Origin of the sequence: Saccharothrix longispora, assembly GCF_031455225.1 — a bacterium.
Lineage (GTDB): Bacteria > Actinomycetota > Actinomycetes > Mycobacteriales > Pseudonocardiaceae > Actinosynnema > Actinosynnema longispora.
This window is the reverse complement of record NZ_JAVDSG010000001.1, coordinates 2,285,257-2,305,170: the sequence shown is the minus strand read 5'-3', so window position 1 is coordinate 2,305,170 and position 19,914 is coordinate 2,285,257. Positions and strand designations below refer to the sequence as shown.

General features: G+C 73.7%; 15 protein-coding genes. 3 read left to right on the top strand and 12 right to left on the bottom strand.

The features are described 5' to 3' along the window. Positions 1 to 21: 21 nt before the first annotated feature. The 5 genes from J2S66_RS09275 to J2S66_RS09255 all read right to left on the bottom strand — a co-directional run bounded on the left by J2S66_RS09275 (position 22) and on the right by J2S66_RS09255 (position 4,493). Positions 22 to 702, bottom strand: a complete 681-nt coding sequence (locus J2S66_RS09275; RefSeq protein WP_310306237.1) for an O-methyltransferase — start codon at positions 700 to 702, stop codon at positions 22 to 24. Beyond that, positions 699 to 1,499, bottom strand: a complete 801-nt coding sequence (locus J2S66_RS09270; protein ID WP_310306235.1) for a 3-methyl-L-tyrosine peroxygenase-related protein — start codon at positions 1,497 to 1,499, stop codon at positions 699 to 701. The genes J2S66_RS09275 and J2S66_RS09270 overlap by 4 nt, the downstream gene beginning before the upstream one ends. Continuing rightward, entirely contained in the window at positions 1,496 to 3,040 is a 1,545-nt protein-coding gene (locus tag J2S66_RS09265) for an HAL/PAL/TAL family ammonia-lyase (RefSeq protein ID WP_310306233.1), read from the bottom strand. The genes J2S66_RS09270 and J2S66_RS09265 overlap by 4 nt, the downstream gene beginning before the upstream one ends. Positions 3,041 to 3,599: 559 nt before the next feature. Continuing rightward, positions 3,600 to 3,923: a hypothetical protein gene (locus tag J2S66_RS09260; protein WP_306749730.1), complete on the bottom strand. Its 324-nt coding sequence runs from the start codon at positions 3,921 to 3,923 to the stop codon at positions 3,600 to 3,602. Positions 3,924 to 4,022: 99 nt separating this feature from the next. Next, entirely contained in the window at positions 4,023 to 4,493 is a 471-nt protein-coding gene (locus tag J2S66_RS09255) for a VOC family protein (RefSeq protein ID WP_306749731.1), read from the bottom strand. A gap of 299 nt (positions 4,494 to 4,792) precedes the next feature. Between J2S66_RS09255 and J2S66_RS09250 the strand changes: the two genes are divergently transcribed. After that, positions 4,793 to 5,398 carry a class I SAM-dependent methyltransferase gene (locus J2S66_RS09250; RefSeq protein ID WP_310306229.1) on the top strand — a complete coding sequence of 202 codons (606 nt, stop codon included), beginning with the start codon at positions 4,793 to 4,795 and terminating at the stop codon, positions 5,396 to 5,398. Here J2S66_RS09250 and J2S66_RS09245 read toward each other — a convergent pair. After that, a complete protein-coding gene (locus J2S66_RS09245; RefSeq protein WP_310306227.1) occupies positions 5,388 to 8,927 on the bottom strand; it encodes an ATP-binding protein in 3,540 nt (1,179 codons plus the stop codon). The genes J2S66_RS09250 and J2S66_RS09245 overlap by 11 nt on opposite strands. A gap of 125 nt (positions 8,928 to 9,052) precedes the next feature. Further along, positions 9,053 to 10,381, bottom strand: a complete 1,329-nt coding sequence (locus J2S66_RS09240; RefSeq protein ID WP_310306225.1) for a hypothetical protein — start codon at positions 10,379 to 10,381, stop codon at positions 9,053 to 9,055. A 375-nt stretch (positions 10,382 to 10,756) separates the two neighbouring features. Between J2S66_RS09240 and J2S66_RS09235 the strand changes: the two genes are divergently transcribed. After that, entirely contained in the window at positions 10,757 to 11,170 is a 414-nt protein-coding gene (locus J2S66_RS09235; RefSeq protein ID WP_310306223.1) for a CAP domain-containing protein, read from the top strand. Between the two features lie 87 nt (positions 11,171 to 11,257). On the opposite strand, the gene J2S66_RS09230 is transcribed toward J2S66_RS09235, so the two are convergent. The 3 genes from J2S66_RS09230 to J2S66_RS09220 form a co-directional block, all read right to left on the bottom strand. Next, on the bottom strand, positions 11,258 to 12,148 hold the full coding sequence (locus J2S66_RS09230) for a DAHP synthetase I family protein (protein ID WP_310306221.1): 891 nt from the start codon (positions 12,146 to 12,148) through the stop codon (positions 11,258 to 11,260). A gap of 751 nt (positions 12,149 to 12,899) precedes the next feature. Then, complete coding sequence (locus tag J2S66_RS09225) at positions 12,900 to 13,745, bottom strand: sugar phosphate isomerase/epimerase family protein (RefSeq protein ID WP_310306219.1); 846 nt, start codon at positions 13,743 to 13,745, stop codon at positions 12,900 to 12,902. Continuing rightward, positions 13,738 to 14,829 (bottom strand): NAD-dependent epimerase/dehydratase family protein, encoded by a 1,092-nt coding sequence (locus tag J2S66_RS09220; RefSeq protein WP_310306217.1) that lies wholly within the window; start codon positions 14,827 to 14,829, stop codon positions 13,738 to 13,740. The genes J2S66_RS09225 and J2S66_RS09220 overlap by 8 nt, the downstream gene beginning before the upstream one ends. 538 nt (positions 14,830 to 15,367) lie before the next feature. Here J2S66_RS09220 and J2S66_RS09215 point away from each other — a divergent pair. Continuing rightward, positions 15,368 to 18,766 (top strand): ATP-binding protein, encoded by a 3,399-nt coding sequence (locus tag J2S66_RS09215; protein WP_310306215.1) that lies wholly within the window; start codon positions 15,368 to 15,370, stop codon positions 18,764 to 18,766. Between the two features lie 139 nt (positions 18,767 to 18,905). On the opposite strand, the gene J2S66_RS09210 is transcribed toward J2S66_RS09215, so the two are convergent. Beyond that, the gene (locus tag J2S66_RS09210; protein WP_310306212.1) at positions 18,906 to 19,145 is read right to left on the bottom strand and encodes a hypothetical protein; all 240 of its coding nucleotides are present in this window, start codon (positions 19,143 to 19,145) and stop codon (positions 18,906 to 18,908) included. Positions 19,146 to 19,168: 23 nt separating this feature from the next. Further along, positions 19,169 to 19,795 carry a helix-turn-helix transcriptional regulator gene (locus tag J2S66_RS09205; RefSeq protein WP_306749742.1) on the bottom strand — a complete coding sequence of 209 codons (627 nt, stop codon included), beginning with the start codon at positions 19,793 to 19,795 and terminating at the stop codon, positions 19,169 to 19,171. Positions 19,796 to 19,914: the final 119 nt, after the last annotated feature.

The following is a 19,914-nucleotide window of genomic DNA, read 5'->3' as shown; positions in this document are numbered from 1 at the left end:
TGTCTCCTCAACAGTGGTGGGTCAGGACTTCTTGCGGGCGATGGTCAGGCCGTCCGCGATCGTCAGCAGCACCGACTCGACGCGGTTGTCCGCTTTCACGTGGGCGTTGAAGTCGCGGATCGCCCTGGCGTTGCCGGTCGCGTCAGGCGAGGCGGCCTCACCGGCGTAGAGGACGTTGTCGGCCAGGATCAGGCCACCGGGGCGCACCCGCGGCACCAGCAGTTCCCAGTACTCGACGTACCCTGCCTTGTCCGCGTCGATGAACACCAGGTCGACGACCGGGTCCAGGGGCAGGCCGCGCAGGGTGTCCGCCGCCGGTCCCAGCTCCACCTGCACGCGGTCCGCCACGCCGGCGGCCTCCCACGCCTGGCGGGCGATGGCGGTCCACTCGTCGGAGACGTCGCAGGTGAGCACCCGGCCGCCCGGTCCGACGCCGGTGGCCAGCGCGAGCGTGGAGTAGCCGGTGAACGTGCCGACCTCGACCGCGAACCGCGCCCCGGCGGTCCTGGCCAGCAGGGTCAGCAGCGCGCCCTGCTCGGGCGGGACCTGCATCTCGGAGACCCCGCCGAGCGCGAGCGTCCGCTCGACGAGGGCGCGCTGCACCTCCGACAGCGGCGGCGCCTGGTCGCGGACGTAGGTGAGCACGTCGTCGGTGAGCGGCACCGCTTTCAGGGCGTCCGCGGTGGTCGGTGAAGCACTCATGGGGCGACCTTCCTCGTGGTGAAGGAGACCAGTCGGTCCAGCAGGTCCGGCAGCTCGGCCTGGAGCCTGCTCACGTCGGCGTTGTCGTAGCGCACGGGGTCGGGCCGGGCGGCCAGGTCGTCGAGGACCAGCCGCACCCGGTCGGCGAGCTGGTCGGCGAACTCGTCCCGGCACACCTCGGCGCGGTCGACGCCGAAGAACTCGTCGAACCGGTCTCGGTCGGTGTCGACCGTGCGCGTCGGGTCCATCCCGGACTCGCGCAGCAGCGACTTCCCCTGCGGGACCAGGCGCTTGGCCACGGTCATGTGCACGAGCCGGTTGGTCTTGAGCGCCCGCTTGACCCGTTCGCCCGCGAACGGCCGGAAACGGCCGAGCAGCTCGGAGACCTGTTCGTAGTCGCGCGCCCACGTGCCGCTGAACGCCGGGTGCCGCGCCTTCATCCTGGCCCGGATGACCGTCGCGTAGGTCTGCGGGGAGCAGCTGCCGGAGTAGAGCAGCAGCGCCGAGTAGGCGTCGTAGAGATCCGCCACCACCTCGCCCGCCGCCGGGTTCGCCGGCGCTTCGGGCAGGTGGTCGCACAGCAGCCGCCACACGCAGACCGCGACGTGGTGGCCCAGCATCCACCGGTACCAGCCCAGCGCGTCCGGGTCCGCCTCGACGCCGACCGGCGGGGGCAGCGGGGGACGCCGGCACGGGGGCGCGCAGTCAGCGAAGCCGGCGTCGGGCATCGGCAGGCGCAGGGGCGGCAGCCCGGTGGCCGTGGGCGCCTGTCGGGGAGCGTCGGCGACGGCGGTCACGACCGGTCCCCGGAGGACGTCGCCTCGTGGGCGAGGCCGGGCACGTGCCACTCGACGAAGCGGTCCAGCACGTCGGCCGCGGCGCGGATGTCGACGTCGAGCGGCCGGTCGCGCTCGATCGGCTCCACCACCTCCGCCAACGCCTCGACCAGCTCGACGCAGCGCGGGGCGGTCGCCCCACCGGGGCGCAGGTGCGCGGCTTGGCGCAGGGCCACCCCGAGGCAGCCGTGCAGCAGCCGCAGCGACCGGGCCTGGTCCAGCGCGGTCAGCGCGGCCTGCGTGCCGAACGGCACCACGTCCTGGTTGTGCAGGTTGGTGGGGATGCTCTGGACGCTCGCCGGGACGCACGCGCGGCGCATCGCCACGACCACCGAGGTGGCCACGACCTGCAACCCCTGCACCCCGTGCTGCTCACCGGCCTTCGGTGAGAGCATCGCGGGCAGCCCTTCGTTGCGGTGCGGGTCGATGATCAGGTCGAGCTGGCGCTCGGCGAGGTTCCCGGTCTGGGTGGCGGTCATCGACAGCATGTCCGAGGCGAACGCGGAGGGTTGGCCGAAGAAGTTGCCGCCGTGCGCGACCAGGTCCTCCTCGGCGAAGAACAGCGGGTTGTCGCTCACGCCCGCCAGGTCGCGGCGCACGACCTGCTCGGCCCACTCCATCCCCGACCGTGCGGCGCCGAGGAGCTGCGGCACGCACCGCACGCTGTAGGGCTCCTGCAACGCCCGCAGCCCCGTCGGCGCGGTGCCCGCCAGCCAGTAGGACAACCGCTCCCCCACCACCACCGTCTCCGGGTGCCCGAACGCGGCCAGCAACGACGGCGACAGGAAGGCGGGCGCCGCGCCCAGCAGGTCGGTGAGCAACGCGCTCATCGCGATGGACACCTCGTGCGAGCGGCGCAGCGAGGCGACCGCCAGACCCGCCGCCGCCGTGGTCACCGACGTGCCGTTGACCAAGGACAGCGCGTCCCGGCCACCGAGCGCCAGCGGTTCGAGCCCGGCTTTCGCGAGCGCTTCGCGGGCGGGCATCCGGACACCGTCCACATAGGCGTGCCCGACCCCGCGCAACGCCTGCACCACGTGCGCCAAGGGCACCAGGTCACCGCTCGCCCCCACCGAACCCAGCGCCGGCACGGCTGGGGTGAAGGAGGTCGCCAGCATGTCGCACAACGCCCGCAGCGTCGCCGGTGAGACACCGGACCGTCCTCTGGAGAGCGACCAGGCGCGCACGAGCACGGTGGCCCGCACCACGTCGACGGGCAGGTCCGGCCCCTGCCCGGCGGTCAGGTGCTGGAGCACGTTGTCGCACTGGTCCTCGGCGTCCGCGCGGCCGCCGAAGACGACCAGCGGCCCGAACCCGGTCGTGGAGCCGTAGACCGACCGGTCCTCGGTGAGGCACTTCTCGACGAAGTCGCGCCCGGCCTCCACCCCGCGGGTGACGTCGTCGGACATCCCGACCGACACGGGCCTCGCCGCCCGTTCGATCGCGGTCGGCGTGAGGGGTTCGCTGGAAATGGTGAAGTCGACAACCGACGCCGTGACCATGTGGGTTCCTTGTCGGGACATCTTGACAAAGTCATCAGCAATGTTCCGATTGGATCGAAATCCGATCCCACCGGTTACCCGAAGACGAATGCCAAACAGAGGATGAAGGAGGGGAACAACGCGCGTCCAGTCGAAAAGTAGCACGCGGAAACGCGGGGAAGAAGTGGTCTGAGCGTCATTCAAGGGGGTAGTGCCCGTTCGTTCGGGTACTGTGCCCCTTCGGTAGGACGCCCTGGTGAGGGGGGACGTAGATGCGCGTCGGCGCTTCGGTGAACGGTTGTCCCCGGACGTGGAGGGCGTCGCGGCGGACCGCTTCCCTTCCCGCCGGATAGGCGGCGCGCTGATGTCGGACACGAGGCGGTCGAAGGAAGGTCCGCATTCGTCGGCGATTCGGGCGCGCCGCAGCCCGACCGCCCCGATCGGCGGCTCCGGACCCACCCCTCCACCCGCTCGGCGGTATTCGCGACTTCCCGTCGGCCCGACCGGGCGATGGCGAGGTGGACGCGGCCGGGGTGCGGCGTGCCGCCACACCGTCAGGAGGATCGGCGAACCGGGGCCATCAGGGTCCAGCGGGCGATTCCGGTTTCCCTGCCTTCCGGAGCGCCTCGATGTACTTGGGCAGCTCGTCGAGCGCACGCCGCAGGCCGCCGTCGGTGACCTGTTCGTCGAACACCGCGTCCACCACCGCCTGCTCCAGTTCGGGGTGCACGCGGCGGAGTGCGGGCAACGAGGTGCCGCGCAGCAGGTCGACCACGCGCAGTCGCCCGGTGACCTCCTCCAGCGTCCGCTCCAACTCGGCGATGACGCGATCGGCCTCGGCGGGTTCGAGCACGAGCCTGCCGTCGGTCGCGAGTCGCAGCAGCAGGTCACCGGCGAAGGTCACCCGATCATGGTGGGGACGAGAAGCCACGGCCGACTACCTCCAGGAGTGATCCGCCCCGAGCGCACCACCCACTCGGTGTGACAGCGCTTGACCGGGTGGTCACTTGTTGAGCGAAGTCCCCTCGGCCTGCACCAGTTCGATGGCGACGCCGTCGGGGTCGCTGAAGAACACGATCCGGGTCGTGCCCAGACCCGGCACCTCGATCGTGGCCGGCGCCGAGTGGAACTCCACGCCCTTGGCCGTCAGCTCCGCGTAGCAGGCGTCGATGTCCTCGACGTTCAGCGAGAGCGTGAACAGGCCGCCGACGTCCAGCGGTCGGCGCGTCCCGTCGTAGGGGGCGACGTCGGGGGCGTGGACCTGGACGAGTTCGATCATGCCCAGGGCGTCCTTCCGCAACATCACGTTGTGCACCCGGACACCGGGCGTTCGGAGCGCGGTCTCCATGCCCGGGCCGTCGAGGCGGAGGTCCATCACGACTTCCCAGCCGAGGAGGTCGCGGTAGAAGGCGATCGAGCGCTCCATGTCGGACACGCGGATCGCGACGTGGTCCACACCGCTCGTCACAACCATCCCAGGCCTCCCGGTGCACCGATGTCGTCTGTGCTGCACAGCACCAGCACGAGCGCGCGGCGTCAACATCCCGTCCGACCGCCGCGCCCGAACGGGCAGCACGGGGCGGCCGACCGGGCAGAGACCTCCGCCCGCATCCGCCGGGCCGTCCACCGGCCCACCGGGCGGGCGGGAGCGCAGTCGTGTTCAGGCACGTCACGCTGCCTGAACACGCAGACCGGCGCTCGGGCACTTCTCCTCCGCCGCGCCGGCCACTGCACTGGTCCGGCAGGAGAAGACCGGATGAACGGCAGGTTGCGATGCTCCCCCCGAATCCCGATCCGCAGGACCCGCCCTTCGGGCCGGGCCCGCGGGGTTGCGCGGGCCTTCGCCCCTCCTACCCGATCCAGGCCGTCCAGTGGGGTCTCAGCGGCGCGGTCGGCCTCGTGGTCGACCTCGTCACGGGGACCGGGGAGCTGACCGAGCGGTTGGCCGCCGCGGCGCCGGGGGTCGTCGCGGTGGAGCCGGACGCGGGCAGGCGGGCCGAGTTGGCGCGGCGGCTGCCCCTGGTGACCGTGGTGGAGGGGACGGCGACCGCCGTGCCGCTGCCCGACACCTCGGTGGACGCGGTGTTCGTCGGGCGGGTGCCGCACGGGTCGGACTTCGAGGTCGTGCTGGACGAGGCCGCCCGCGTCCTGCGGCCGTCGGGGGCGGTGGTCGTGGTGTGGAACCGCGATGACGCGATCCGAACGGCCACCACCTCGGCCGCCGGCACGGCGGCGGCCGGCGGGCACCGGTGGGGCGTCGACGGGCCACTGCCGGCGCACCGCCGCTTCGGCCCGTTCGAGCGCAGGTGCTTCGCCGTCGCGGGCGACGCGTCCGGGCGGCCGGTGGTGACGACCGCGGTCCGGGCGTTCACGCTCTGAGCCGCACCCCGTCCGCCCGCGCGGCGGCACGTCGCACGTCCCAGTGCGCGCCCATCCCCCGGTAGAGGTCCGTCGCCTCGCGCAGGGCGGTCGCCGCCTCCTCCGCGCGGCCCGCGGCGAGGAGCAGGACGGCGTGGTCCTCCGCGGCCTGGGCGTGTTCGAACACGCGCCCGACCGCGCGGTACCGGGCGACGACCTCGGCCATCGCGTCGGCGTCCCCGTCGAGCAGGGCCCGACACCTGCGGGCCGCGGCGGCTGCCCGCGCGGGCCTGGTCTCCCGGGCCGCCTCGGCTTCGCAGGCCTCCGCGGCCGCGCGGGCGGTCGCCTCGTCACCGCGGTCCAGCGCCAGCCGGACGAGGTCGGGCAGCCACTGGTGGCGCAGCATCATCTGCGCGTACCTGGCGTCCAGGATCGTGCCGAGGAGGGCCATGGCCCCGTCGACGTCCCCGCGTCGTGCGCACGCCATCGCGCGGGCGGCCACGAGGAAGTCGCAGTTCTCCCGGTCGGCGGCCGTGGCCAGCGGCAACGTCAGCCCGGCGCGCAGGTGCCGCTCCAGCGCCTCGTCGTCGTCGCGGTGCGCGGCGACGAGCGCGCCCACCCCGTGCAGCAGCAGCACGGGACCGCCCTCGCGCAGCCCGAACCCGGTGAAGGCGGGGTCGTCGAGCACCCCGTCCAACCGCGCCACCGCGTCGTCCCACCTCCCGAGCCAGAAGTCGTGCACCGCGCCCGCCACCTGCACCCCCGCCGCGGGCGCGCCCCGCCCGGCGATCTCCGCGGCCAGTCCCAGGTCCGCCGTGGCGTCGTCGAGCCGGTCGAGGCACTGCAGCGTGAACGAGCGGTTGTCCAGCAGCACCAGACGGAGGTCGGACAGGTCCAGGTCGGTACCGACGACGGCCAGCGCCCGGTCCAGGTAGGCCACCGCGGCGGAGTAGTCGCGCCGCACCGCGTCGACCTGCCAGAGCACCTCCAGCGCCTGGCCGATCGAGAACGGGTCCCCGGACGCCTCGCCCAGCGCGACGGCGTCGCGGGCGGTGTCCGCCGCGCGTTCCACCTCGCCGATGCCCGCCCGCTGCACCAGGGCGAGCAGCGACATCAGCCGTGCCCGCCACACCGAGGGCAGGGCGGGGTCGGCCAGGGCGTCGTCCAGGATTTCCAACGCCTCCTCCGCCCGCGACGCCCGGTAGGGCACGTACGCCAGCACCCACCGGGTCTGCGCGGCCAGGTCCTCATCGTGCAGGAGCGGCAGCGCGCGTCGCGCGCAGGCCTCGGCCTCGGCGTCGCGGCCGACGCGGAACAGCACGACGGCCAGTCGCGCCGTCAGCACCGCGCCGCGCGCGCGGTCGCCGAAGTCGACGTCCGGGTCGACCTCGCGGCGCAGCAGTTCGACGGCGACCAGCGGGGCCCGGTGGGTGAGCAGCGGCGCCGCCTCGACCAGCCAGTCCCCCACCCAGGCCGCGGAACCGCCACCGGCGAGGAGCTGCGCGGCCACGTGCTCCACCGGCGCGCCGGACCCGGCCAGCGCCCGTGCCGCCTGCTGGTGCAGCGCGACCCGCAGCGCCAGCGGCGTGCCCTCGTAGAGCGCCTGCCGGATCACCGGGTGCCGGAACGCCCACCGCCGCCCCGCGGCGCGCAGCACACCGGCCGTGACCGCCTCGTCCAGTGGCGCGGCCAGGTCGCCGGGGGGCCTGCCCAGCACGGCGGCCAGGTCGTCCGCGGCGAACTCGCCGCCGATCAGGGCAGCCCAGCGCAGCACCTCGCGGGTCGCGTCGGCCAGGTAGTGCAGGCGGTTGGTGACCGCCGAGACCAGTGACCGCGGCACCCGGTCGAACGACCCGGAGGGCACGTCGGCGGTGTCCTCCCCCAGTCGCACGACCTTGTCGCGCACCAGCGCGTCGGCGATCTCGCGCACGTACAGCGGGTTGCCGGCGGCGCGTTCGGCGACCCGGCGCAGTCCCGGACCGGGCCGCGCGCCGACCAGCCGGGCGATCATCCCGGCCACGGCGTGCTCGTCCAGCGGCGTCAGCTCCACCACCGCGCCACCCGGGGTCCCGACGTCGCGCCGCAGCCGGTGCACGTCCTCCCGGTGCGGCAGCGGCCGGGCCGCGCCGACCAGCAGCAGCGGCAGTCGCGCGGTCAACGGGCACAGCCGGTGCCAGAGCGCGACGCTGGCGTCGTCGGCCCACTGCACGTCGTCCAGGGCGAGCACGACCGGGCCGTCCTCGCAGAGGTCGGCGACCAGGGAGACCATGTCGTCGATCGCGCCGGCGACCGGGTCCCCCGAGCCCGGGACCTGCCGGTGCGGCCGGGTGCCCCGCAGCGCCGTCCAGATCGCCGCTCGTCGCGGTTCAGCCGAGCGCGCCGTGACGTCCAGGCAGTCCAGGGCCGCACCGAGCGGGAACCGCCGGTCGAGCTCCTCGGCCACCGCGTGGGCGATCCGGCACCCGAGTTCCCCGGCACGCGCCAGGGTGGCGGTGAGCAGGGCCGACTTGCCGATGCCCATCTCGCCCTCGATCCACAGCCGCCCGCCGTGACCGCTCGCGAGCCGCCGGACGACGCCGTCGACCACCGCCAGCTCCGCCGAGCGACCCGCGAGCGCCGGCGGCGCGAAGCGCGTCGCGGTGGGGCCGGCGGCGACCGGGTTGGTGGGCGCGGCGGCGGGGGTCTCGGCGGTGGAGGTCTCGGCGGTGGAGGTCTCGGCGGTGGAGGTCTCGGCGGTGGGGGTCTCGGCGGTGGGCGTGGCCGCAGGGCGGCGTGGCGCGGCGGTGTCGGCGAGCACCTCGTCGCGCAGCCGGCGCAATCCGGCACCGGGTTCGATGCCCTGTTCGTCGAGCAGGAGGCGGCGGACGTCGTGGTAGACGTCCAGGGCTTCGGCGTTGCGACCGCCGGCCCGCAGCACCCTCATCAGCAGCTCGCGCGGGCGCTCGCGCAGCGGGTGCTCCGCGACCAGCGCCTCGAGTCGGTCGGCCAGCCCGGCGTGGTCGCCGATCGCGAGCCCCGCCTCCGCGAGCAGCTCGACGGTGGCGGCGCGCAGTTCCCCCAACCGCGACCGCCGGGCGAGCACCAGCGGACCGGATAAGCCGGACATCACCTCGCCGCGCCACAGGTCCAGGGCCGCGGTCGCGGTGTGCAGCGCCCCGCCGGCGTCGGCTGCCGCGAACCTGCCGCGCGCCAGCTCGGCCAGCCTGGTGAACTCCACGGCGTCCACGGCGGCCGGGTCGACGTGCAGGCGGTAACCGGAGCCGGTCGAGGTCAGCAACCGCCAAGGCGCGTTCCGGTCACGTCCCGGCTCCAGCGCCTTGCGCAACGCCGAGATGTGGGTGTGCAGGTTGCCCACGGCGTTCGCCGGCGCGGCCTCTCCCCACACACCCCCGACCAGTTCGTCGCGCGGGACCACCACGTCGGGGCGGGAGGCGAGCACCGCGAACACCGTGCGCGGTCGGGACGAGCCGAGGTCCACGGCGCGCTGCCCCACCCACGCCCTCACCGGGCCGAGCAGCTCGACGCGCACCGCGTCCTCCGGACCGGTCATGTGCCGCCGCCTCCCCCGCGTCTCGTTTCGCCGAGAGCAGGACGGTAGCGGAAAGCGCGTCCCGCAACGACCCGCGGCGGGTGTGCTCCTGCGGGCGCGGCGCCCGCCGCGCTCCGGGGCGCGGACTACGTCGGCACCGACGCGCGCAGGTCGACCCGCCCGCGGCCGGTCAGCTCCTCCAGCGCCTCGCGCCCCCTCCGGCTGGGCACGCCGAGGACGGACAACCGGACGCGCCGCAGCGCCGAGGGGGCGATGTCGTCCAGCAGGTCCGACACGAGTGGCCACACGTCGTCGGGCAGCGACTCGCCCGGGTCGCCGACGGCGATGACCTTCACGGCGGGGTTCACCGATCGGCCGACGGGGACGGGGTGCCACGGTCGGCTGACCTGGCGCAGCCACAGGCCGCTGCGCATCACGACGAGCAGCCACCTGTCGGTCACCCGGAACGCGCCGGGCAGGTACGGGGCGAGGTCGGGTCGGGGGGCGCGCCACCGGCGCGGCACGGCGGTGGTGGCGCCGGCCAGGCAGTGGATCTCCTGGAGGTAGGGGGTCCAGGTGGCGGCTCCCGAGAGGTCGTGGAACACGAACTCGATCCTGTCCTCCCGCACGACGGGCGTGCCGTCCACCACGGTGACGCCGCTGCCCAGGAACTCCGCCGTGTCGCACCCCAGCGCCACCACGTCCTGACCGGTCCCGCAGGCCAGTCGGGCGGTCGCGCGCGCCTTCTCCGGGATGCTCCCCAGGTAGGAGGCGACGTCCGCGGCGCGCACGTGTGGGCCGCCGGGCACCCCGGCGATGACGGTGAGGTGGTCGGGGTCGGCGGGCACGACGCGCCACCGGGTGTCGAGCGCGGTGGTCGCGGGCCGCAGCAGCACCCCGCCGGGTAGGTGCTGGGTGACCAGCAGGCCGTGGACCGTCGACGGCTCCTCGGGGACGGCCGGTTGCCAGCTCGGCACGGGGTGGCGGGCACCCAGGAGGACGGCGGGGACGCCGGGGGCGTACCGCCACCACGTGCCCGCCGAGTCCTCGTCCGCGCCGTGGACGAACAACGTCGCACCGGCCACCGTCACCGGCCCGGACGGCACCAGCAGTTCCGCACCGGTGCGGTCGGCCAACCGCCGCCACCAGCCGGGGTCGACGCGCGGGAGGTCGCGGCCCACCACCCGGAAGGTCCGGGCGCCCTCGTCCACGGCGGTGGCCACGGCGCTCGCCAGCCGGCCGAACAGCGCGGCGTGCGGCACACCCGCGGCGTCGACGACGATCGGCGCGGGAGTGGTGGGGAGCGTCGCGGCCAGCGCGCGCAGGGCGGGGTCGTCCGTCCCGGCCGCGTGGACGACCAGGGCCGCGCCGACCCGTTCCACCACCACCTCGTCACCGTGCGACGTGCGGTGGTCACCCCGTCGGCTCGTGGCGGGCGGCCTGGCGGTGCGCTGTTCGCGGTGGGGTGGCGTCACGCGGCACCCGCACCGGCGCACCGGGTCACGCGGGCGACAGGCGCCGGTGATCGACCGGTGTCCGAGCGCGCGGCGGCCACGTGGGGCATGTGTTCTCCTTCGCGGGTGGCGGTCCACGGCTCCGCGACACGGTGGTGCGGGGCGTTCGAACGTCGCGCCGAGGGTAGGTCGTCGCCGTCGGGGGGCGGGAGTGCCCGCTGTCGGCTGTGCCCGACAATCGTCCGGGTCTGCCCCAAGTGCCCCTCCGGCGCGGGCGGGGTGAAGCGGCGGGCGTGGCGCCTGCGGACGTGCCCTGCGAAGATCTGCCTGTTCGACCGGCCGGCCCGCCGTGCCTCCGCCGAGGTCCTGTCCCGCCACCGACCGGAGTGACCAGGTATGCGAGAGCCGGCCCGCAAGGCGTTGGAGGACCGGGTGGTGTCCCTGGTCAACGTCGAGCGGTCCCGTCGAGGGCTCGCGGTGCTGGGGGCCGACGAACGGCTGCGTCGCTCGGCCAGGCGGCACAGCACCGACATGGCGCGATGTCGGACGCTGGCGCACCGACTGCCGGGTGAGCCGGACCCCTTCGAGCGGATGCTCGCGGAGGGCTTCGAGGAGCCCGGCGGCGAGAACGTCGCCTTCGGGCAGGAGACGGCCGTGCGGGTGGCGGAGGCGTGGATGCGCAGCGCGCCGCACCGCGCCAACGTCCTGCACCCCGGGTTCACCCGGATCGGTGTCGGCTTGTGGGTCGACGCCACCGGGCACTGGTGGACGCAGAACTTCGGCTACGACGGCGATCCGGTCGACCGGTGAGCGCACCGCCTCCCGGTGGGCGGCGTCGGACGTCGCGGGTGGTGGCGCGCGGCTGCGGCGGCGCCAGCCCGGCGCGTTGCTCGCGGTCTACCTCCGGCGCAGGCGGCGGCGTTCCACGGCGATGGCCAGGGTGTCCAGGAGGGACACCGTGTCCGGCAGGCCCAGGCACGGTCCGGAGGTGCTGACCCCATACCCGACCGACGTGCTCTGCCTGCCTGCGTGGAGGAAGGACCCGATGACGGTGCCGACCACGCCCCGTTGCCCGGCGGCGACCTGCCGGGCGACGGAGACCGCCACACCACGCTGCCGGAGCAGGTCGTCGACTCCGGGTACGGCGAGCACCAGGCGCGGGGGAAGGCCGGCGGTTCGCAGTCGGATCAGCGCGTCGGTGGTGGACGCCGGGTCGTGCTCCGGCCGGTAGGGTCCGCCGCGCAGCACGAGGTGGGCGGCCGGGTGCGCGACGGGGAAGCGGGAGAGGCGGGTCCGGTGCGCGTTGGCGTCGAGGATGGCCGCCACGGCGACGTCCACGCCGCAGCCGGCGACGTTCTCGCAGCCGACCGGCACGGGCACCCTGGCCGCCCACCGCCAGTGGAGGGGGTCGGTCGCGGGCCGCGCGGTGACGAGTCCGTAGGCGACGAGGTCGGCGACGTGCAGCGCGGTGGCGGGCCGGGCGCAGCGGATGGCCTGGGGCAGGCCGGTGCCCAGTGCGCCGAGCAGGAACCGGCGACCGTGGTCCGCGTCGGCCGTCTCGGGGTAGGCGCACAGCACGACCAGCAACTGACCGCGGTAGGGGATCGCGGCTTCCGCGAGCTGCCGGGCGTAGTCCAGTGCCGCGGCGGTGTCACGCGCCGGCCCGGGGCCCGCGACCACGAGCAGCCGGTCGTCCGCACCGTCGAGCACCCGGCGCACGGCCATTCGCTGGCGGTGCACCAGGGCGGCGATCCGCGGTGTCGGCGAGTCCGTCGTGGACGGGTGCACGGCGTTCACTCCCTCGTGGATCGGAGCGGTGCCCTCCGGCGCGGGTGCCACCGCACCGGGGACACCGCTCACTGTCGACGCGGGGCAGGGCTCAGCAGGGGAGCTTGCCGTGGCCGAAGGTGTTGAAGGAGCCCAGGTCCGCACGACCGTCCGGCCGGAGGTGTAGGTCGAGTCCAGGGTGGTGCCGAACACCGCCCCGCTGCTCTGGTGCGAGATCCGGCAGGTGGAAATAGGTGCCGGCCTTGACCGTCGCCCTGGTGCACGCCCCCGGGGGGATCACGGAGGTGGTGAGCGGGGTTCCGGTGAACCCCGCGCTCACCCGGTAGTCGGAACCGTAGTTGCACAGCTCGAACGTGGGCGTCGCCGCGTTGGCGGGCCCGGCCGCGCCGTGCGTCGAGGACCGCGAACGCCAGGGCGGCGGCGAGTGACGTGATGCGCTTGAACACCGGAGACCTCCTTCGCGCGGTGGGAACTGTCGCGCCACCACCTTCTCCTGGTGATCGGTGGTGGACAACGCCCACCACCCGCCGCTGCGCGGAAGGCGAGCGGACTTGCCCGATCGGGACCGGGCACCTCTCCACCGAGGTGGCGGGGTGCCCCTGAGCCAGGGACCACAACGCCCCGGCAGTCCGAAGGGGACCGCCGGGGCGTTGTGGTCCGGGTTCTGGGGCACCGGTCCGACAGGGGAACTTGCGGCAGGTGGAGGAGTGGGAGGAGGGTCTGGTCGCCCGATCGGTCCCGGCCCCTCCGGTCACTCGATCAGCTTGTCGCCCAGGGTCTTGCGCAGGAACTCGAGGCTGCGCTCGGCCTCGTCGACTCGACCGCACTCCACGCTGAGGAAGATCTCGCGGTCGAGGGGTTCCAGGACCTCGAACACCCGCTCCCAGTCGACCATGCCCTCGCCGAGCGCACAGCCCACCGGGGTACCGGTGACCAGGCCGCGCTCGTCGGCGCTGTGCTGCTCGCTGATGTCCTTGGCGTGCATGTGGACCACGCGGTCCTTGACCCGGTCCAGGCCCTCGTAGAGGTCCTCCAGCGCGGCCAGGTAGAAGTTGCCCGTGTCGAAGTTGACGTTGATCCACGGCGAGGGCGCCAGGTCGGCGATCCTCAGCAGCCCTTCCGAGGTGCAGCTGAAGGTGCCGTGCGGCTCGATGCACACGTTCACCTCGTGCCGCTCGGCGACGAAGCGCGCCTTGGTGAGGGTGTAGCGCATCATCTGCCAGGCGGTCTCGTCGTCCATCCAGTCCGGCTTGATCATGTCGTCGGTGTTGACGAACTTCGCCCCGCAGGCGTCGGCGAACACGATCGCCCTGGTCAGCCTGGGCACCGCCGCCTCCGGCTTCATCAGGGGGCTGTGGCCGCTGATGCCGGACACGCGGACACCGGCGCGGTCGCAGATCTCCTTCATCAGCAGCGGGTCCTCCTCCATGGAGAAGGAGTGGAAGAAGTCGACCTCGCTGAGCAGGTCCCACCCGGTGTGGACCATCGGCTCCACGTACCGGTAGCCCAGTTCGGCCGCCTTCTCGACGCCCCACTGGAATCCCTTGGCGGCGTCCTTGATGTACTCCATGTTCAGCGTGGCGCGGTACTTAGCCATGGGTGAGCACCTTCTCTTCGCGGAGCGCGTCCACCGAGGACCAGTGGGCGTGCATGGATTCGAGCATGTCGTCCAGTCCGAACCGGGGCTGCCACCCGGGGTAGTCCTGCCGGAACCGCCGGGTGTCGGTGATCCAGCACTTGACGTCGGCGAAGCGGGCTTCGGGCAGGTAGCGCACCGGGATCGGCCTGCCCACGAGCTGCTCGCACTTGGCGACCGCCTCCAGCACCGAGCAGCTGCGCTCCTGCCCACCACCCGCGTGGTAGACCGCGCCGGGGCGGGGGTCGAGGTGGAACTGCCAGAACATCTCGACGAGGTCGCGCGCGTCGATGTTGTCGCGCACCTGCTTGCCGCCGTGGCCGAAGATCTTGTACTCGCCGCCGGCGACCGCCCTGCGCACCAGGTGGGACAGGAAGCCGTGCAGCTCCACCCCGGCGTGCCGGGCGCCGGTGATGCAGCTGCACCGGAACACGCCCACCTTCATGCCCAGGTGCCGGCCGTACTCCTGCGCCGCCAGGTCCGCGGACAGCTTGGAGACGCCGAAGAAGGTGCGGTTGGTGACGTCGAGAGGCATCGACTCGTCGATCCCGTGCCGGCGGTACGGGTGGTCGGGGTGGAAGTCCCACCGCGTGTCCAGCTCGACCAGGGGCAGCGAGTTCGGGATGTCGCCGTAGACCTTGTTCGTCGAGGTGTAGACGAAGGTGGCGTCGAAGCAGTGCCGACGCGCCGCCTCCAGCATGTTCATCGTGCCGACGGCGTTGATCGCGAAGTCGTCCAGGGTCCGCTCGGTGGCCCAGTCGTGGCTGGGCTGCCCCGCGGTGTGCACGATGAGCTTCACGTCCGAGCCGTAGAGCCGGAGCACCGAGTCGACCGCCGCGGCGTCGCGGATGTCCACCGTGTGGTGGCGGTAGTTGGGGATGACGGACATCTCGCTCGCGTTCCCGCTCACGTCGCCGTCCGGGCCGAACAACGTCCGCCGCATCCCGTTGTCCAGGCCGACGACCAGGTCGAACCGGGGCGCGAACATGCGCACCGCCTCGGTTCCGACCAATCCGGCCGAACCGGTGATCACCACGATGTCCACGATGACTGCATCTCCTTGTTCCGGGCGCGGTTCAGCCGCACGGCGAATGGGTGGTCGCCGACGCCACTCGGCGCCAATAGCCGTGGCGGTGTCGTCGAAGTGGCGTGGTGCGCGTTCCGGCGGGTGAGTGCCCATTGGGCCAACCGGAGGTGCGCGCCACAAGAATTGGCAACGGTGCGTGAAGTCGCAACCGTGATGCGGAGGAGCGCCCGAAGACCCCCTACTTCTGCCCGAACGGGCAACCGGGATGTCGGGGCGATCGGACCTCCATGCGCCTGACGTGGCGAAAGGGCTCGTGGAGAGTCACCGGGTCGCGGTCGTGCCGGACCGCGTGGCCGCCCGTCCCGGCACCGCCGCGGCGGCATTCGGACGAACGCCGACTCCCTCGCGGCACGCGTTCGCGAGGTGATGGATCAAGCACGCTACGTGTTCTGCGGTGTGAGATCGGCGGAGTCGAACTATTGCGTGTTAACGTTGTGGGCCACCGGCCGACGAGCGCGAATCCCTCCATCCGTGTGCAGCTGTTGTGGACGTGACATTGACTCCTCTCGAATCGCTGTTCGCCGAACTCCTCGGCCCCGTGCGGGCCTTCATCGGTGAGACCGAGGTCGACCTGGGCGCCGCCCGCAGGCGGGCGGTCTTCGCCGTGCTGGCGCTGCGAGCCGGCCAGCCGGTCCCCGTGAACGAACTGATCGACGCGGTGTGGGGGGACGAGCCGCCCTCCAACGCCGAGGCCAGCGTCTACACCTACGTCTCCGGGCTGCGCAGGCAGCTGGACCCGCAGCGGTCCGCGCGCTCGACGTCCGGGGTCCTGGTGTCGACGGGCTTCGGCTACTCCCTGCGGTTGACCGGTGACTCCTCGGACGTGGCGCTGTTCGAGCAACACCGCCGCCGCGCCGCCGAGCTGGACGCCGAGGGCGCGTTGAAGGAACTGGACGCGGCCCTGGCGCTGTGGCGGGGCGAGGCGCTGTCGGGGGTGCCCGGTCCGTTCGCCTCGGCGCAACGCGCCCGGCTCGCGGAGCTGCGGCTGCTGACCGCGGAACGGCGCGCGGAGCTGGTCCTGGAGCTGGGACGACACGCCGAGGCCATCGCGGAACTCGCCGAACTGGCCGACGAGCACCCGTTGCGCGAGGGGTTGCGCGCACTGCTGATGACCGCCCTGCACCGATCGGGCAGGCACGCCGAAGCGCTGGAGGTCTTCCGCGACACCCGACGGCTGCTGGTCGACCAGCTCGGCATCGAGCCGGGGGCGCAGCTGCTCGGGCTGCACCAGCAGTTGCTGCACGAGCTGGTCGCCCCGGCCGCTCCCCTGCGCTCCACCCTGCCGACCCGCAAGCCGCCGGCGGCCCCGACCCTCCTGGACCGCGACCGGGAACTGGACGTGCTGCGCCGGGCGGTGGCCGACGTGGTCGCCACCGGGCGCGGCGGCTGCCTGTGGCTGGAAGCCGAGCCCGGGATGGGCAAGTCGGCGCTGCTGGCCGCGCTGCTGGCGGAAGCCGGGCGGCGGGAGTGCCCGATCGCGTGGGGCGTGGGCGACGAGCTGAGCATGAGGTTCCCCCTGCGGGTGCTGCTGGACTGCCTGGAGATCAGCACCTCCTCGACAGATCCGCGCCGCGTCGAGGTGGCCGAGGCGCTGCTGCACTCGACCAACGCCGGCGCGCAGCCGGAGCCGGAGCTGGACGCGGTGGACCGGTTGGTCGACCTGGTCACCGGGTTGTGCGACCGGGCGCCGCTGGTGCTGGCCGTGGACGACCTGCACTGGGCCGACGACGTCAGCCTCCTGGTCTGGCACCGGCTGACCAGGCTGGCGCGGCGGTTGCCGCTGGTGCTGGTCGCGACCTCCCGCCCGGTGCCGCACCGCGACGACCTGGAGCGGGTGCGCGGCGCCGTGGAGGGCGCGGGCGGCGACCTGGTCCTGCTCGACCCGCTGCCGGACGAGGTGCTGGTGGAGCTGGTCTCCCGGCGCCTGGCCGCGATGCCCACCGGCGCCCTGCGGGAACTGGTGGAGCAGGCGGGCGGCAACCCGGCGTACGCGCTGGACACCGTGGACGACCTGGTGCGCCGCGGTGTGGTGCGGGTCCAGGCCGGCGTGGCGGACCTGGACGTCGAGGGCGGGGGTGAGGACGGGTCCCGGACGCCGGACGCCGCGCCGATGCGCCGGCTGGACTTCCTGTCGGCCTCGACCGTCGAGGTGCTGTGCGCCGGTTCCCTGTTCGGCATGGAGTTCGCCATCGGCGACGTGGCGGTCGTGCTGGGTCGTCCCCCGTCCGAACTGGTGGCGCCCGTGCAGGAGGCGATGACCGCCGGGGTGCTGGTCGAGGCGGACGCCGAGTTCGCGTTCCGCCAACCGCTGGTCCGGCACGCGTTGTACGAAGGGGTGCTCCCCCCGGTGCGCGCCGCGATGCACCGGCAGGCCGCCGAAGTGCTGGCCGCCGCGGGCGCGCCCGCGGTTCGGGTGGCCCGACAACTGGCCTCGCTGCCGGCGTTGGACGCCTGGAGCGCGGGGTGGGTCGCGGACAACGTCCGCGAGGTCATGCTCGCCGACCAGGAGCTGGCGGCCCGCCTCGTGGGGTCGGTCTCCGACCAGCCCGCCTTGAACGACGCGCAGCGCGACCGGTTGACCTCGTGGATGGCGTGGCTGAAGTTCTGGCAGGGCAAGCGGCCGGAGAGCGAGGCGCGGGCGGTGCTGGCGCGCACCCGGGACCCGCACCTGGCCGCCGAGATGCGGTGCGTGCTGGCCATGCTGCACTCCGGTGAGGGGCGCGTGGACATGGCGGTGGAGACACTGCGCGTCGCGGTGGAGGACGAGGCGACGCCGGAACCGTGCCGGACCAGGCAGGAGTCGCTGCTCGCGGACATCCACCGCTCGGGGCGGCTGGACCTGGAGGCGGCCGAGCGGTCCGCGCACAACGCGATCAGCAGGGCGGAGCTGGCGGCCGATGGGTTCGCCATCGGCCACGCGCTGCGCGTGCTGTGGCAGATCAGCACGGTGCGCCGGGACCACGCCGAGGCGCTGGACCGGGTGGACCTGGCGCTGACGATGATCGGCGACCCGCAGGACGTGCACGAACTGCGGCCGGTGCTGCTGGAGAACCGGTCGTCCACGTTGCAGAGCCTGGACCGCCTGGAGGAGGCCGGCCAGGCGCTGCGCGCGGCGCGCGCCCGGGTCCGCAAGGGCCCCAGCGTCGCCTACCTGCGCGCCTACACGGCCGTGTACCAGTACTGGACCGGCCGCTGGGACGAGGCGCTGGCCGAGCTGGACCAGGCGTCGGAGGTGGTCAACCACTACGGGATGGCCGACCACGGTCCCGCCCTGCTGGTGCCCGCGGTCGTGGCGCTCGTCCAGGCGCGGCGGGGTCGGCTCGACGCGGCCCGGGAGCAGCTCGAGCGCGTGGCCGACCACCCGATCTCGCTGGTGGCCGACAAGGAGCACGCCGACTTCCTGTACGCCGCGCGGGCACTGGTCGCCGAGTGCGACGGCGCGGACGCGGCGGCGGTGTTCGCCCACTTCGAACCGCTGCTGGTCGACTTCCCGGGACTGATGACGCCGCGGCACCCGTGGATGCCCGGCGCGGTGCGGGTGGCCGTGTCGTCGTCGGCGTACGACCTCGCCGAACGCGCGTACCTGGTGAGCGAGGAGGAGGCGGTGCGGGAGCGGGTACCGGCCCGGGCGTTCGCCGCCGAGGCCCGTGCCCGGGGGCTGCTGCGGGGCGACGTCGAGGCGTCGCGGACCGCCGTGGCGCGGTACCGCTCGGCCGGTCGGCCGGTGGAACTGGCCGAGGCCCTGGAGGACTTGGCCGTGGTGCTGGCCGGGCAGGGGTCGCGGGACGAGGCCGCGGGCGCCCTGCGGGAGGCGGTGTCGGGGTACGCGGCCCTCGGCGCGGTGCTCGACATCCGACGCGCCGAAGCCCGGTTGGCCGCCTGCGGCGTGCGCTGAGCGGGGGTCGTGCCCGGCGGCGCCCCGAGGGGGAGGGCTGCCGCCGGGCACGGTCGGGTCGTCGCGCGAGTACCGGCCGGCACGGGGTCGGGGAGCCGCCCGCGGTCGGTGCCGCGACGCCCTGGTCAGGGGGTGCGGGTCAGGGGTGGCGCAGGACGGGGGTGACCTGCGGGACTGCCCCCGCGCGGAACTCGTCGTCGGGTCGTGCGTCGATCAGCCCGTTGTCCGCCATCCACCAGCGGTCCGTGGGCGCCTCGTCGGGGTCGGCCGGCGTGGCAGGGGCCTCAGGGGCGTTCCGCAGGGTCTTGGCCGCCTCCCACCTGAGGCGAGCGGGCAGTTCTTCCACGTCGACTGGCGACGCCAGCAGTAAGGCGCTCATGGGTCCTCCGTCGTCAGGTGGGGTCAGATCAGGCCGCAGCGGACCGCGTACGCCACGGCGTGCGGCCGGTTGCGCAGGTTGAAGCGGGTGGTGACGCCGTAGATGACGTTCTTGACGGTGCGCTCGGAGTAGGAGAGCTTGGTCGCGATCTCCGCCGTGTCCAGGCCCTCGGCCATCATGCGCAGGACCTCTTCCTCGCGCGGCGTCAGGCGCGTCCCCGAGGTGGTGCCGAGCTGCTCCAGCAGCTGGCGCTGCAACCGCTCCACGTCCTTGAGCAGCACGCCGAGCAGGTTCGGCGGCATGATCGCCTCGCCGGCCGCCGCCGCCAGGACGCTGTGCAGGAGGCGGTCGGCGGTGGCGGCCGTCCTGAGCAGCACCGCCACGACGCGGCACTCGACCGCGGTCAGCAGGCTCGACTCGTCGAGGTCCGTGGCCACCAGTACCACCGGGGTGCCGACCTCGGTGGCCGCCCGGCGCATGCCGGTCACCACCTCGGTGGTCAGCCGGTCCACCGCCACGACCGCCACGTCGGCGAGGTGGCGCTGCTCGGCGGGCAGCAGCACCACGTCCGGGCTGGACTCCAGGTGGCCGGCCAGGCCGGCCAGGCTCAGCGGGTCCACCGCTTGGAGGACCACTTTGACTCTGCGCACCGACGCCTCCGAAGAACTCCGGGTTGTTCTGCGGGAAGTGTGGGCGGAGGCCACCACAATGCGTCTGAATTCTCTCTACAGGGCCGCCACAATCAGGAGCAGAAGTCTGAAGATGCCCT